Source organism: Paenibacillus sp. 8b26, from assembly GCF_050626875.1.
GTDB lineage: Bacteria > Bacillota > Bacilli > Paenibacillales > Paenibacillaceae > Paenibacillus.
Map to the genome: position 1 here is coordinate 4,217,777 of NZ_CP192445.1, position 14,238 is coordinate 4,232,014.

13 protein-coding genes and 1 pseudogene are annotated in these 14,238 nt (G+C 44.5%); 10 read left to right on the plus strand and 4 right to left on the minus strand.

The window, feature by feature from the left end; translation table 11 throughout:
- Window positions 1–105 precede the first annotated feature (105 nt).
- On the plus strand, window positions 106–1,017 hold the full coding sequence (locus tag ACQ4MX_RS19545) for an aldo/keto reductase (protein WP_431086803.1): 912 nt from the start codon (window positions 106–108) through the stop codon (window positions 1,015–1,017).
- Between the two features lie 207 nt (window positions 1,018–1,224).
- Window positions 1,225–1,551 (plus strand): thioredoxin family protein, encoded by a 327-nt coding sequence (locus ACQ4MX_RS19550; protein WP_044644532.1) that lies wholly within the window; start codon window positions 1,225–1,227, stop codon window positions 1,549–1,551.
- 140 nt (window positions 1,552–1,691) lie between these two features.
- On the opposite strand, the gene bacA is transcribed toward ACQ4MX_RS19550, so the two are convergent.
- Both bacA and ACQ4MX_RS19560 read right to left on the minus strand, forming a co-directional pair.
- Window positions 1,692–2,489 carry an undecaprenyl-diphosphate phosphatase gene (gene bacA / locus ACQ4MX_RS19555; protein ID WP_431086805.1) on the minus strand — a complete coding sequence of 266 codons (798 nt, stop codon included), beginning with the start codon at window positions 2,487–2,489 and terminating at the stop codon, window positions 1,692–1,694.
- 128 nt (window positions 2,490–2,617) lie between these two features.
- Window positions 2,618–3,988, minus strand: a complete 1,371-nt coding sequence (locus ACQ4MX_RS19560; RefSeq protein WP_134912556.1) for a hemolysin family protein — start codon at window positions 3,986–3,988, stop codon at window positions 2,618–2,620.
- A gap of 223 nt (window positions 3,989–4,211) precedes the next feature.
- Between ACQ4MX_RS19560 and ACQ4MX_RS19565 the strand changes: the two genes are divergently transcribed.
- From ACQ4MX_RS19565 to ACQ4MX_RS19585, 5 genes are all read left to right on the plus strand, one after another.
- Entirely contained in the window at window positions 4,212–5,012 is an 801-nt protein-coding gene (locus tag ACQ4MX_RS19565; RefSeq protein WP_431086807.1) for a DUF1836 domain-containing protein, read from the plus strand.
- A gap of 204 nt (window positions 5,013–5,216) precedes the next feature.
- Window positions 5,217–6,158: a glycosyltransferase family 2 protein gene (locus ACQ4MX_RS19570; protein ID WP_431086808.1), complete on the plus strand. Its 942-nt coding sequence runs from the start codon at window positions 5,217–5,219 to the stop codon at window positions 6,156–6,158.
- Window positions 6,159–6,198: 40 nt separating this feature from the next.
- The gene (locus tag ACQ4MX_RS19575; protein ID WP_431091368.1) at window positions 6,199–7,152 is read left to right on the plus strand and encodes a glycosyltransferase family 2 protein; all 954 of its coding nucleotides are present in this window, start codon (window positions 6,199–6,201) and stop codon (window positions 7,150–7,152) included.
- A 71-nt stretch (window positions 7,153–7,223) separates the two neighbouring features.
- Entirely contained in the window at window positions 7,224–8,603 is a 1,380-nt protein-coding gene (locus ACQ4MX_RS19580) for a lipopolysaccharide biosynthesis protein (protein WP_431086811.1), read from the plus strand.
- Entirely contained in the window at window positions 8,578–9,552 is a 975-nt protein-coding gene (locus ACQ4MX_RS19585) for a polysaccharide pyruvyl transferase family protein (protein ID WP_431086814.1), read from the plus strand. The genes ACQ4MX_RS19580 and ACQ4MX_RS19585 overlap by 26 nt, the downstream gene beginning before the upstream one ends.
- 206 nt (window positions 9,553–9,758) lie before the next feature.
- On the opposite strand, the gene ACQ4MX_RS19590 is transcribed toward ACQ4MX_RS19585, so the two are convergent.
- Complete coding sequence (locus ACQ4MX_RS19590) at window positions 9,759–9,902, minus strand: RCC1-like domain-containing protein (RefSeq protein ID WP_431086816.1); 144 nt, start codon at window positions 9,900–9,902, stop codon at window positions 9,759–9,761.
- A gap of 505 nt (window positions 9,903–10,407) precedes the next feature.
- Between ACQ4MX_RS19590 and ACQ4MX_RS19595 the strand changes: the two are divergent.
- Both ACQ4MX_RS19595 and ACQ4MX_RS19600 read left to right on the plus strand, forming a co-directional pair.
- Window positions 10,408–11,777: pseudogene (locus ACQ4MX_RS19595) on the plus strand (helix-turn-helix domain-containing protein).
- Between the two features lie 266 nt (window positions 11,778–12,043).
- Window positions 12,044–12,226 (plus strand): hypothetical protein, encoded by a 183-nt coding sequence (locus ACQ4MX_RS19600; protein ID WP_431086818.1) that lies wholly within the window; start codon window positions 12,044–12,046, stop codon window positions 12,224–12,226.
- A gap of 103 nt (window positions 12,227–12,329) precedes the next feature.
- On the opposite strand, the gene ACQ4MX_RS19605 is transcribed toward ACQ4MX_RS19600, so the two are convergent.
- Entirely contained in the window at window positions 12,330–12,677 is a 348-nt protein-coding gene (locus ACQ4MX_RS19605) for a hypothetical protein (protein WP_431086821.1), read from the minus strand.
- Window positions 12,678–12,812: 135 nt separating this feature from the next.
- Here ACQ4MX_RS19605 and ACQ4MX_RS19610 point away from each other — a divergent pair, with 135 nt between their 5' ends.
- Window positions 12,813–13,544, plus strand: coding sequence for a hypothetical protein (locus tag ACQ4MX_RS19610; protein ID WP_431086823.1), 732 nt, complete (start codon window positions 12,813–12,815; stop codon window positions 13,542–13,544).
- The last annotated feature ends 694 nt before the right edge of the window (window positions 13,545–14,238 follow it).

The following is a 14,238-nucleotide window of genomic DNA, read 5'->3' on the forward strand; positions in this document are numbered from 1 at the left end:
TGGAGATCGTGGAGTCTCTATGCCCTTTGGGGTTATTTTTTGCGTATAATAGAGTAATATTCAAAATTTAATGTTACACGCTTATGAAAGTGAGGGAACCAATAGATGAAGAAAAATCGTCTGGGGTCTTCGGATTTGCTGGTAGGCGAGATTGGCTTGGGCTGTATGTCGGTTGGTACGGAGGAACAGCAAGGTGTTTACCTGATCCATGAAGCGTTGGATCGGGGCGTGAACCTGCTGGATACAGCGGATTTGTACCATCACGGACGTAATGAGGAAATTGTGGGGGCAGCGATTCGTGGACGGCGTCAAGATGTCGTTTTGGCGACCAAGGTGGGTAATCGGCGTATGCCGGGCCAAGTGGGCTGGGGGTGGGACCCGTCCAAGGAGTATATTCTGTCTGCGGTCAAAGAAAGCCTGCGCCGTCTGGGAACGGACTATATCGATCTGTATCAGCTTCACGGTGGGACGATTGACGATCCCATCGACGAAACGATTGAAGCTTTTGAACAGCTCAAAAGGGAGGGGGTCATCCGTTATTATGGCATTTCTTCGATTCGTCCTCACGTCATCCGTGAATATGTCGAGCGTTCGAATATCGTCAGCGTCATGAATCAATATAGCTTGCTGGACCGTCGGGCAGAGGAAGAGGTACTGTCTTTGCTGCAGGAGCGGGGAATCAGTGTCATTGCACGCGGGCCTGTCGCCAGCGGCGTATTGACCGACGAAGGAGAAGGCAAGGTAGCCAAGGGCTATCTGGACTACGAAGAGGCAGAGCTGCTGGACATACGTAAGCAATTAAAGGCATTTACGAGTGCAGAGCGCAGCATGGGGCAGACGGCGATCCGTTATAGCCTGTCTCATCCGGCTGTCGCTGCTGTCATCCCGGGTGCAAGCTCACGGGGACAATTGGAGCATAATATCGCAGCAGCGAGTCTCCCGCCGTTAACCCAACAGGAGCGGGAGGCGCTACAGCAGATTAGCCGGGCTAACCGCTATGATGCGCAATACCGCTGATACGAGCACAGGTAGGGCAGAGGGAATCTTTGTCACACGGTCGGAAATGCGATTTGCCAGCGAATAAATTGGTTCATACTTTTGAACGTGTACTTGCCATAGTTGCAATATATGAAAGAATCATTACAATATAAGAATAAGCTCAGGTTTATAATCCATATTTGAGTATGGAGACGTTCATAAATATACTTTAGGAGGAACCAACCAATGGAACGCATCGAATCACAGCAGCAGTATCAGGATTTGATTAACGGTGACGGCTTGACGGTCGTAAAATTTGATACAACATGGTGTCCGGATTGCAAAACACTGGATAAATTCATGGGTGGCATTATCGAGGAAAATGCAGATAAGCGCTTTTTTGCGCTTGATGCTGAGAAATTCCAGCCGATTGCTGAAGAAAACCAGGTACGTGGAATTCCGAGCCTGCTCGTTTTCCGTAACGGCGAAAAAATCGCTCATTTGCACAGCAAATATGCCAAGACGCCAGCACAAATCTCCGAATACCTGACCACGTTGGAATCAAAACAATAATGAATGATGCAAAATGCTGAAATAGAAAAAGGGTTATCCCATGGCTGACAAATCAAGCCCATGGGATAACCCTTTTTTGTCATACGAAACAAGCTGTTATTGCTGAAAAGCATGAAGGCTTTGCGGCAACAAACAACAGCTTACAAAATAATGAAGAAGAACACAGCCGCCAATACGAAGCGGTAGATGGCGAATGAAGTCAGGCTCAAGCGTTTGAGCAGACCGAGGAACGTTTTGATCGCCAGCATTCCGACGATAAAGGCAGTGATAAAGCCTGCCGCGAACACCGGAAAATCGCTCATAGACAGATGGTCCATGCTTTTGATCATATCAATACCCGATGCGCCCAGCATGACCGGAACAGATACTAAAAATGTAAATTCAGCGGCTGCTGTATGGCTTACACGGGCGAATAGGCCCCCGGACATGGTTGAGCCTGAACGGGAGAAGCCCGGCCATAAAGCCAGGACCTGGAACAAGCCAATCGTAAAAGCCTGCTTATACGTAATGTCATCCACCGTATGCGATTTAATGGGCGGATGGAATTTTTCAGCCGCGATCATTAGCAAGCCTCCGATGACCAGACTGTACAGAACAGTTTGAGGGCCAAACAGGTATTGCTTGATTACATCACGGAACAACACGCCAATCACACCCGCAGGGATCATGGCCAAAATAATATGGAGCAGGTTCAGGCGCGGCTGGGTCGAGATTCTGCGTCTGAAATCAAATAAGCTTAGGAACCTGCGCCAGTACAATACGACAACCGCCAGCACAGCACCCAACTGCACAATAACCTCGAACGTTTTGACTGTAGCATTCTCCGTGTTTAACCCGAGAAGATCAGCCGTCAGGATCATATGACCCGTCGAAGAGACCGGCAAAAACTCTGTCAGCCCTTCAATAATACCCATAATAATAGATGATAAAATATCCACTTTATTAGTTCCTCCTTACACGCGTGCAGGGCAAACGGCCTAAGCCGTTTGCCCTGGAAGTATGTCATTTCAGTAGGAGTGAACGCAAGTGTCAAGTGCACAGTGCAAGCCGCTCAGGTCACAGCGGTTCACTCCCTGGAAGAAGTGTCAGATTCCGCTTCCAACTCGGATACAGGAGATTCATTGTGCAGAATAATCTCCACCCGTCGAATACGATTTTTACCCATTTCACGAATGATAAATTTCACATCATCTTCTATGAATTCCTTGCCCTGTCTCGGTTCCGGAACCCGACTATACACCCACCCTCCGACAGTATCCACGTCCTCATCGTCCAACGTCAAGCCAGTCAGATCACTCAAATCGGAAAGCATCACCTTGCCATCCATCAAATAACTGTTCTCCGTCAATTTCTCGATTTCCTTCCGTTCATCCTTATCAAATTCGTCACGGATTTCGCCAACAATTTCCTCCAAAATATCCTCAATAGTAATCAGACCGGAGGTTCCGCCGTATTCATCGACGAGAAGGGCGATATGAACCTGCTCCTTCTGCATGCGTTTGAGCAGCGTGTTGACAGGTATAACTTCCGGAACAGTCAGGATCGGTTGAATCAGACTATTGAAATCAAGCTCAGGGTTGCGGTCATACTCAAGGAACAATTGCTTGGTATTAATCATACCGATGATCTGATCCTTGTTCTCTGTCGCTACCGGAAAACGGGTATACTGTTCTTCGTGAATGGTCAACATGTTTTCTTTCAGCGAGCGATTCGTAAACAAGCATACCATATCTGTACGTGGCACCATAATTTCTTTGGCAACGGTCTCGTCAAAAGCAAAGATACGATTCACGTAGCCATATTCGGTGTTATTGATCTTACCACTTTCCACGCTTTCGGACAAAATGATCTGAATTTCCTCCTGAGAGTGCGCTTCCTCATGCTCGCTTGCCGGTTGAAGACCAAACAAACGAACCAAACGGTTGGCCGAGCCATTCAGGAGCCAGATAAACGGATACATAATCCGGTTAAACCATACGATGACCGGGGAGGTCAACAAGCTTACTGCTTCCGCTTTGCGGATCGCCAGCGTTTTGGGAGCCAGTTCACCGATAACCACGTGCAGGTAAGTTACAATGACAAATGAAATAATAAAGGCCAGGATATGTGAAAATTCCCCATTGATGTTGAGCTGTTGAAAGAGAGGCTCCAGCAATTTGACCACGGTCGGTTCACCGAGCCAGCCGAGTCCCAACGCTGTAATCGTAATACCAAGCTGACAGGCGGACAGGTAGCCGTCCAGATTATTGACGACCTTTTGTAGCGCCAGTGCGTTTTTACGGTTCTCCACTACCAGCTGATCGACCCGGCTGGAACGGATTTTAATAATCGCAAACTCGGTAGCCACGAAGAAAGCGCTAAATATAATCAACACCGCGAACAAAAATAGACTGACACCTATACCCATGTAATTTTCACTCATCCCTTTTTCGTTCAATTTTTAATGAACTCCATTTTAAGTTCACTTGAACTTATTTTAAGAACTTAAAAGCAAATATACAAGGTTCATATCCAATCATAGCAGGTCACCTGCCTCCAATTTGTACGGAAAATAAGGCAAAACAGAACCCACACGGATCATTGCTTCACTTTACAAGCCTAGTTTATGGGCGTATGATGAGTTCAAATGAACTTGAAATGGTTTAAAGGGAGGAAAGCAGATGGAGTCTTTTACCCTCACACGCCGTGATATGGCCCATTTGCTGCTGGCGATGGAAGGTCGCCGCGAATTGCAGCCGTTGGCCGTTCTTCAGGATGCCTGGAGACGCACCCATATCCATCCGGGCCGTCCAGGCAGTACGATGCCGACATTTTTGTATACTGAGGTAACGCCTGTGCTGGATAAAATTATCAAGGGCAAACACAGCGCAGCTTTTTCGCTACAGGAAATCGTTTCTCTCGGCCAACTGGTCGAGTATAGTCATGTTTCATTGGCCTCTATGCAGAATTGGGTCAAACGTGACTTTAAGGAATTTCTCGGATCACCGAAGATCGGTAAAAAATATTCAGTCAACCAGGCCGCACTGCTGCTCATTGTGGAGGATTTGAAATCATGCCTTGATTTTGAATCCATCCGTCAGTTATTTCATATCCTGTTCCAACAGCCGGAGGATGATACGGATGATCTAATCCAGCCGGTCGATTTGTACGCTGCTTATTCAACCTTGTTTGAGGAACTGGATGCAAATGGAGATCAACTGCTGGATGTGGCAGGAGCCGGGCTTGCCAAAGAAAACGAAAATTCCGGTACAGGGCAGCAGCGTCAGGAAGGTGCGACAGAGGAATTGCTGATTCAGGCGGCAGATCAATACACGAGTCGTTTGCAGCATTTGACCCCTATCCAGTGTCAAGCCGTTCGGAATACATTGCTGGTAGCTGCGGTATCGGTGCAAAATAGTTATTTTTTGTCCATGGCACGTAGGTATGTGAATGCGACGTTGTTTCTGGACTTTCAAGGGTAGATCAGGATTGGCGCTAGAAGCCGATCCTATTTTTTTGCCCTTTTTCGAGTATTGTCTACCCTTTTGGAGACTGAAAAAGTATACAAAAGAGGTATATACACTTAAACGCTGTCAAAGATACAATAAACATATATCATCCAGCAATTGGAAAAACTTTGAATATCTCTTCCAAAGCATCTGGATACACACACAGGAGGTAATGGCATGTCCGATGTCTCCATCATCATTTGTACCCGCAATCGGATCGAAGATCTGACACGCTGTATACAATCTATTGCAGGACAGCAGCAACTGGAGCATACGGCTGTAGAGCTGCTGATTGTGGATGACGGCGATATTTCCGACCAACAGGTCGAGCTGTACCGTGACATGGTATCCGGCTTGTCTCAAGGCATTTTGAAGTATCATAAAAAAAATCGTCCCGGCGTTTGGTTGTCCCGCTATGAAGCGTTGTCTCTCGTACGGTATGATATCGTGCTGTATTTTGACGATGATGCCGAACTGGATGATAAACTCTATATCCGGCGCTTGCTCGATACCTATGATCAGGATGAAACGATTGTGGGTGTTGGAGGGATTGCAAAGGGACTACATTCGAGCCGGGCAGGGAAGCTGCTGGGCATTTTGACATTTCAGATGTCTCCGTCTCTCGGCAAGCTTTCGCCCAGTAGCCTGGCAGGTTCATTGCTGCGCTGGGGAGAAGCGACGGAGGTTTTTGATACGGAATTTTTTCATGGCTGCAACATGTCGTTCCGGCGGGATGCGCTTCGGGATATGAAGCCGTATCCGTGGATGACCAGCTATGCCGTGGCTGACGATTTGTACATGTGCCAGTTGGCGAGCCGTTATGGCAAATTGGTTATCAATCCCGACTTGACGATCATTCATCATGAATCCCCAAGCTCGCGCGATAAGGCGGGCAAAGTAGCCAAGGCTACAGCGATCAATCACTATTATTTTCTTGCTCTGAAAAAGGCGGGAGCCATCCAGTACGGAGCGCTTATATGGACCTTGTCCTACCTGATGTTCAAGGAAATACTACGCCGTAACTTTAATGCCGCAGAAGGATACAAGCAGGGGGTGCTGTTCATTCTGAACCCGCGCAAGCAAAAATATAACGAATATTTAGGCCCGGCGGTTCAGTAATCTGATTCCACACACATTTTCAGGATAAAGGGGGAGTATGATGTTAAGCTTGTCCATTGCCCTGTGCACCCGAAATCGGGTTGACGATCTGACCCGATGCATCAATTCAATTGCTATTGCTGGGGCACCGGAGGCATGTGAAACCGAGCTGTGGATTATTGATGATGGAGAACTGCCGAGGCATGTGCTGGAACGTTATGAACGTCAGTTGGGCAGAGCAGGAATTACCTACCGATATCATCGCAAGGAGCAGCCGGGATTATGGTTATCTCGTGTAAAGACAGCTGAACTTGCGCAGGGTGACATCATTTTGTTCCTTGACGATGATGTTGAGCTGCCGAACAACTACTTGAACGAGCTGATATGTACCTATGAGGCTTATCCGCAGGCCGCTGGTGTCGGTGGCATTGCACAGGGAATGAGCAACAGCTTCATGGGAACCATTCGTTGCCTGCTGTCATTCCAACAGTCCTTGTCCAAAGGAAAACTGTCCCTCAGCGGTCAGTCCGGCTCGATGTACAACTGGCACAAGGCGAAAAAGACGTTTCGAACCGAGTTTTTTCACGGCTGTAATATGTCGTTTCGTCGCGAGGCGATTCGCAGTCTGGAGCCTGTGCCTTGGCTGCAAAGCTATAGCGTAGGGGAAGACCTGTTACTTTCGCGCATTGCCATGAAAAGCGGTCCGTTGTACATTAACCCGGCGCTTACGCTGCTTCACCACGAATCGCCGTCCTCGCGCGACAATATGGAGCAGGTGACTTATATGCGGGTGATGAATCATATTCATCTGCTGCGGGACGAGCGATCTGGTCCGATTGGCTATGCTGCGCTGTATTGGACGACGCTGTATCAAATTTTGAGAGAGAAGCCCAAGAAAAATCATACTGCCATTCAAGGCTACAAAAAAGCGCTGAAGGCGATCTTTTCAAGTCCGAAGGAGCCTGTTGGCGGAGGTCAGCTACCTGAACGTAATTCCAAAAAAACGGTAGGCTGATGGAGGTGGGCAGGAGCGCGATGTGAACATAGAGACGAGAGGCTTAATAAGGAACAGGAGTTGGACGTAACATGAGCACATGGACAGCAGCAAGGAAAGTATTCACGGGTGACAGTCTCGCCAAAACGATCATGCGCACGAGTTTTAACAATTTTTTCGTGCTGATCGTCACGACCCTGACTTCCATCCTGACCGCACGTATGCTCGGAGTCGAGGGGAAAGGAGAACTGGCGGCGGTTTTGTTCTGGCCTACGCTGATCGGTAGCGTGCTGAGCTTCGGCTTGCCTACGTCGCTGATTTATAACCTCAAGAAGAAAACAGGCACGACAGAGGAGCTGGTGGCGCTGTCGCTGTGGATTCAGTTGCCTGCCAGCATGCTGGCGGGAGCTGTAGCGTGGATATGTATGCCGCTATGGCTGAACGGCTATGGTGCGGATATCGTTCACCTGTCACAGCTCTATTGTGCGGCGGCGGTTCCGCTGGCGGTGCTTACGGCACTGACAACGGCATTGTCGCAAGGACTGGATCGGTTTAGCGTATATAACGGTCTGCTGTTTTACTATCCGCTGCTGAACTTCATCGGTCTGGTGACATTATGGCTGATGGGGCTGCTCAATGTGCAGTTGGCAGGGGCCGTGAATTTTGCCGCGAGTTTCCTTGCGCTGGTATGGGCGTTCCTCCGTTTGCGCAAGCATATGAATTTGCGTACTTTCCGCCTGTTCACCAGCCGCCAGGTGCTCCGCCCTTATTATAGCTATGGAGCGAGAGTCTACGGGATGGAATTGATGGGGACGCTGTCCACCCAAACAGACAAAATCGTCATCGTGGCGCTGCTGTCACCCAAAGCATTCGGTCTGTACTCTGTCGTCTATGCTCTGTCGCGTGTGTTCAATGTGGTGCAGAACGCTGTTACGAATGTAACCTTTCCGAAGGTGACTGGAATGGAGCACAGCAAAATTGTCGAAACCGTCGGTCGTGCTTTTCGCATCTCCATGGCTGCGATGTTGATCGTCATCGTGCCTGCTTTGTTCATTGGACGATACATGCTGGGTTTGCTGTACGGCCCCGCTTTTCTGGAAGCATCGTTAACCTTTTATCTGCTGTCGCTGGAGTGCATCATCGGAGGCGGCTCCTGGATTCTGGCTTCGGCCTTTAACGCGCTGGGACGTCCGGGACTAGTATTGTTCCGGCAAATTGTAGCCTATGCGATCACCGTCGGTCTATTTTTTATTTGTACACCGATCTTTGGTCTGGACGGCATTGCGATTGCTTTGCTTGTAGGCGCTTGTATACGGTTGGCGTTCTCACTGTTCTCGTTCCCCATGTTTTTCAATGTTCCGCTATCACGGATCATTTTTGATAAAAGTGATATCACATTTGTCATTCAGACCATACAAAAGAAGCGCAGGAAGGGAGAACTGAAAGATGCCGAATTCGCATCCCATGGCTAAACTGAAAAATAAGCTGAGCGTCATTCTCGACGTAGTCCCCCAAGGTTCGAACATCATTTATGTTGACTACCCCGTGTATAACAACGGTGGGGACGTGCTCATCATGAAAGGCACCGAGGCGTTCTTCAAGGATAACGGTATCCGTGTTCGTGCCCGTTACAGTGCTATGGATATCCCCGATCAGCTTCAAATTCCGGGAGACTGGATTATCGTGTGTCACGGAGGTGGCAATTTTGGTGATTTATATTCAAATCACCAAAATCTGCGGGAACGCATCGTACGGGATTTTCCGAGCCACCGCATTGTAATCATGCCGCAGACGATCCATTTTCAATCTGAACAGAAGGGGAATGAGGTCGCTACGCTGTTCAATGCTCACCCGGATTTACATATGTTTGTGCGGGATACACGTTCATATCAGTGGGCCAAGGAGAAGTTGAATCAGTGCAGCATCACGCTATGCCCGGACATGGCGCACCAGCTCTGGCCGTTGAAGCCGACTACGGAAACGGTCAAGGACGTACTGTACTTCCTGCGCACGGATATTGAAACCGTAGGAGGGCAAAAGCAATTCGACGACGAGGCAGATGCCGCCCACCGACTGGACTGGGATACTTTGTTCACTCCGCTGGAAGTGAAAGGGATCGTCTACTTTCAGAAGTTTTACCGTCTGGACAAGAAAATCGGCGGTCCGCTGCCTACACGTACCTTTTGGTACAAGTACACCGACCACCTCATGAACAAAGCGGTTACGCTGTTCAGCTCTTACCGCGAGGTTCGCACCTCACGGCTGCATGGTCATATTCTCGCCTGCCTGCTCGACATGCCGCATGTCGTGATTGATAATTCTTACGGCAAAAACTCGCAATACTATAACACCTGGACACAGCCTAATCCCAAGGCGAAGCTGTTCAGCGATACACCGGATGCACTGGAACAGCCGTCTTAATAGTAAGAAAAGATACGCATGATTAATTCCAAAGGTTTGATTACGGCAAAAATCTCCTGACCATTTCATTGGTATAGGAGATTTTTGCTTGGTGCTGAATTAATAAGGATAGTTAAGAGTTAAGCTTGTGAATAATTAAGGCTATTCATATTTAATGGTATGATCGCTCGTTCTTTCTTGGCTTCTATTGATTATTGACAGTTACCTCATATTTTGATGCGTTCCGACTTTAAGGTGGCTAATTGTCCCCGAGAATTATCACCCCAGCCCCAAACCTGCCCGCTTTGATCTAATGCTAAAAAGTGAAAAGATGAACAGACTATAAATTCATATGTGTACACTACGTACACTGTTACAACCTAGATAATATGTCTAGGTTTCTTTGTTATTAACATCCATATTAACATCCATATTAACATCCATATTAACATCCATATATTAGTATATAATTTAAGTGAGGGGTGATTAAAATCAAATTACCATTCATTTTCCACAAATATGCCCCTAGCACTTCCACTCCCCGACTTAGCCTATTTTTCGACTCGATACCATACGCAAATTGTGGACGTTGTTCGACTGCTCCACACATCAATTTTAAGGTGAATCTACTGATAATACACAAAGGAAAATGAGTATCAATGTTCAATCAGGTGATGATACTCTTAATCAAGAAATCTTTGCAAACTATCCAAAAAGGTATCTTAAGTAAATATCTGAGAGGTATATGATTTTGTACCAAAAGATGGTACAATTATGAGCAATAAAACAAATCTATTTTACTACTTGTTTCTCAACTACATAATTTATTTAACTATGCATCATATGACGGTTTTATGCTGAAAGGGTGGCTTATCCATGAAAATCACACCCACGATACGCACAGAAATTCAAACCTACCTGAGACGGAAAGGATTGAGTATGACCAAGTTTGGACACATCGCTGGCATGAATCCGGGCACAGTAAGCGGTATTGTAACAGGCAATCGTACCATTTCGGTGCACCAATTAGATAGAATCACGTTAGGAATGGATTTACCCGCAGACCATTTTTATGAACGTTACATTGAAGAGTGCATTATGGAAGAACCGCTGAACTGGAAAAGAATTAGCCCGTTCTTGTATCGCTGTGTGCAGTTTCAGCGCGTAGACTGTTTACAAAAAGTAGTAAGTGTCCTGCTGGATAAACCGACCTATCTCCATTATCTCTTTGAATTAGCCGAGGATTGTTATGAAGAAGGTTATAATGAAGCAGCGGCTTACCTATACGAGAACATCGCTGAGGGTGAGAAGTACCAACATTCTGATCGCTTGGCAGTCTGCCATTATCGTATATTCACAATTCAGGTCGGAGACGATCAACGTCAAAATCTCAAGGTAGCTACACGTTTTGAATCTTTTGTCGAACGATTGGATGAAATAGTTCAGCTTGATGCTCTGAAGGATTTGGCGAATGTGTATCGTTCTCTGCGTGAATGGGATATGCTCGATGAAACAGCTAAGGCTTTGGAGATTAAAGCAGAGATTCAATACAAGTTGGATCAACATCATGATGCGAAAAAAGAGAATTTAAAGAAATCTGCTTCCCCACCATTTGCTTATTGGGCGTTTTCTCATCTACTTCATGCTGAAGTATGTGAAGCCCATAAAGATTATGAGAAGGCACTTCAACATACATACACATATGCTGACTAAGCTGGGTGAAGGAAACCGATGAAATCACCTTGGAATGGAAAAAGCGATATAAAGAATGGGCTAAAGCCAACACTTATGTAAATAAACTTCATGCTGGTGAAGTTAGTGTATTGGCTGATTATGTAGCATTTTTTTCTTCAAAGAAAGAAGAGACACTTCCCGGATTAGATAACGTAGTTAAAGCTGCTAATCGACATCATTTAAATATTGATCATATTCTAAGGCAATTTGAAACGGAAATTTTCGCTTTGCTGGATAAACCTGAGTGTGTAGGTGTGTACAATCAACAATTCATTACAGAACGCTATGTTCATTTTACATGTGAATTAGCGGTTTACTACTTTAACAAAAGTGATTTTGCAGATGGATTTACTTTTTTGTTAAGTTGTTTGGCAAAATCTGCATTAATCAATAATAAATCGTATATAATTAAATGTGTAAAGCTGTATGATTCCTATCAGGAGTATGCATCATCTGAGACGAAGGCGGCATACAGAAATTTGATTAAAGAGGTGGAGGAAGATGAAGCGTAAAATAATTCTATCTTTTTTAGTTACTGGTTTTATATTAGTAGCAATAGTAGTTCCCCCTCTTCAGCATCTAGACAAAGGATCGACTTACGAGCCGACTGGACAACACGGAGGAATGTGAGAGTAAAAATGCTGCAAGTTCAAGATCACAGTAGAACCTAGAAAATCAACTATTCTCCAGAGGTTAGACGGTTATTCCGTCTAGCCTTTTTAGTATGTATGGCTGAAGCTTGCCAAATGTATTGTTGAGCTAGAAAGGATTTATGTGATTGAACACGCAGGAGACAGTGGGAAACCAGTATTCACCAAAAGAGCCAAAGTCAAATAATTTTACTTTGGCAAAAACGCAGGAGGATATTGCTCAGGAACTTGGCATCACCAAACAACAGCTACATAATTATAAAAAACTCCTGACACTTATTCCTGAGCTACAGGATATGGTCGAGAATTAGGAGTTTTGAGTAGTAAATAAAGTGAATAAGTACAATACAAAACCGCAACTGCGAGACGAATGTTAGTTACCTAATACATATCTTTGCAATAGGAAAAAGTGAATTATTTTTTCTGTGTGATGAAATCCAACCATTTATTTAAGTTATCTTTTGAAAACACTATTTGACCATCTAGATCAGCGTAAGGAATAAATTGATAAGTGTCATAAACCGATAGTTTCTTTTTTTGTTCAGTATCTCTTTTTATAATATTATCCAGTTGTGTCACAGGAATCTTTAAATATGCTGCTGCTTCTTCTTTATTTAAAATACTATCACTTGAAGAAGTTTGTGATATCTGAGGGTTAAGAATTTTTTCATTCGAACTAAAATGTGCGTTAATATAGCTTCCAAAAATAAAAGAAGCACCAAGTATTATTGCGGATATGATTATTTTAGAATCTATATTCATTTTTCACACTCCTTAGTGATTGTATCCATACTATATAATTTTTTCTATTTTTTGCTTAGAAAAAGAAGAAAATGGGATTTTTATGAAGTATATATATAGTGTATTACAAAAAAACAGAAAAAAGGATGATGATTTTTGAAGAAACTCACCGCAGTAATTTTATCCCTATCAACTGCTCTAGCCGTCTTTGCTCCATTGTCTTTTGCTGAAGAAAATTCAGGTAATACCATTCAAAACACAACCGCAGAAATTGCAGAGTCCAGTATTCAAGATGTTCCAACATCTGCAATTACCAGATTTGAAACACAAGGTAATCCAGATGCGCGCGTTGAATTTGTTGATCCAAAGCTTGTTGAAAAAAATTCTGTGATCACGCCGCAAGCTGGGGATCATCGCGTTTATGTAAAGTCAGAATATGCACTTGGTAATAATAAAATTACTGGATATTCTGTGGGGCCAGTTCAGAAACAAACACTTATTGTTAGTGTGGCTAAAGGACGGACTGCAACACGTAGTTCTAGCCTAACAGTAAGTGGAACGGTTTCAATTACAGCAACGGTTGATGCGAATATTGCATATATAGTTAAAGAAAGTCTTACAGGAAATGTGAGTGGTACAGTGTCTAAAACCTACAATACTACAGATGTGTACACTGGCCCCCCTGAAAGCTCATCGTACAATACAAGAAACTATTACGCAGCTATCAACTACGATCAGTATAATACAACAATTGTTAGATATGATTATTATGATTATTATCTTGGAAATGTCTATCAAGGAAGAGAAGCGGAAAATGCTGGGTATACTTATGTTAATGGAACAAAGAAACCTATTAACATCGAATACCCAAAAGATGTAAATTACTAATCTGGCTTGTAATGTACTGTCTCTTATAATGCTTAAGTAGAAGGAAGTATTATTTACAGGTTTGAAGACTAATGAGATGACAGGTGATTCGATTCACATGAAAGCTCACTCCTCAACTATAAATGGGGAGTGGGCTTTTTACATAGTTATTCAATTTGAATAAAGGGGGATGGTATTTGCATACACCTTGCTTCAAACGAAGGTGCGTCAAATTTAACTCGCCTTGCTTCAATATCATCCATGCCAAAATTGTTGTGCTTGGGTAGGTGGTAATAAAAGCGCAGGACCAATGGTCCTGCGGTCAATGAAAGATATTGCTGAATCTATTGGAGGATCTGAAACGGAAGGTATCAATGTGCCCGAAAAAATGATATGCAGAATTTTTCGCTTCCTTATAAAGGAAAAGACATTATTGCAACAATACCTGCGGAACAGTAATAAAATTATATACATGATAAAATCGCCTGGGCATAAGGTGACTACTTAAATCATGTAAAAAGGGGCAAACTTTGTGTCACTGTAATCAATAGATCAACGAGAATTATTATTAAAAGCCATATTGTTTAGCTTACACTCCACTGCCGCTTTATTTTGACAATTCATTTCATTAATAGATATAATTTATGGGATAAAACTTGCAGTAAAACCGGGGATTTTACGCATATTTTGCAGGATCACATGAGAGTATATTTAT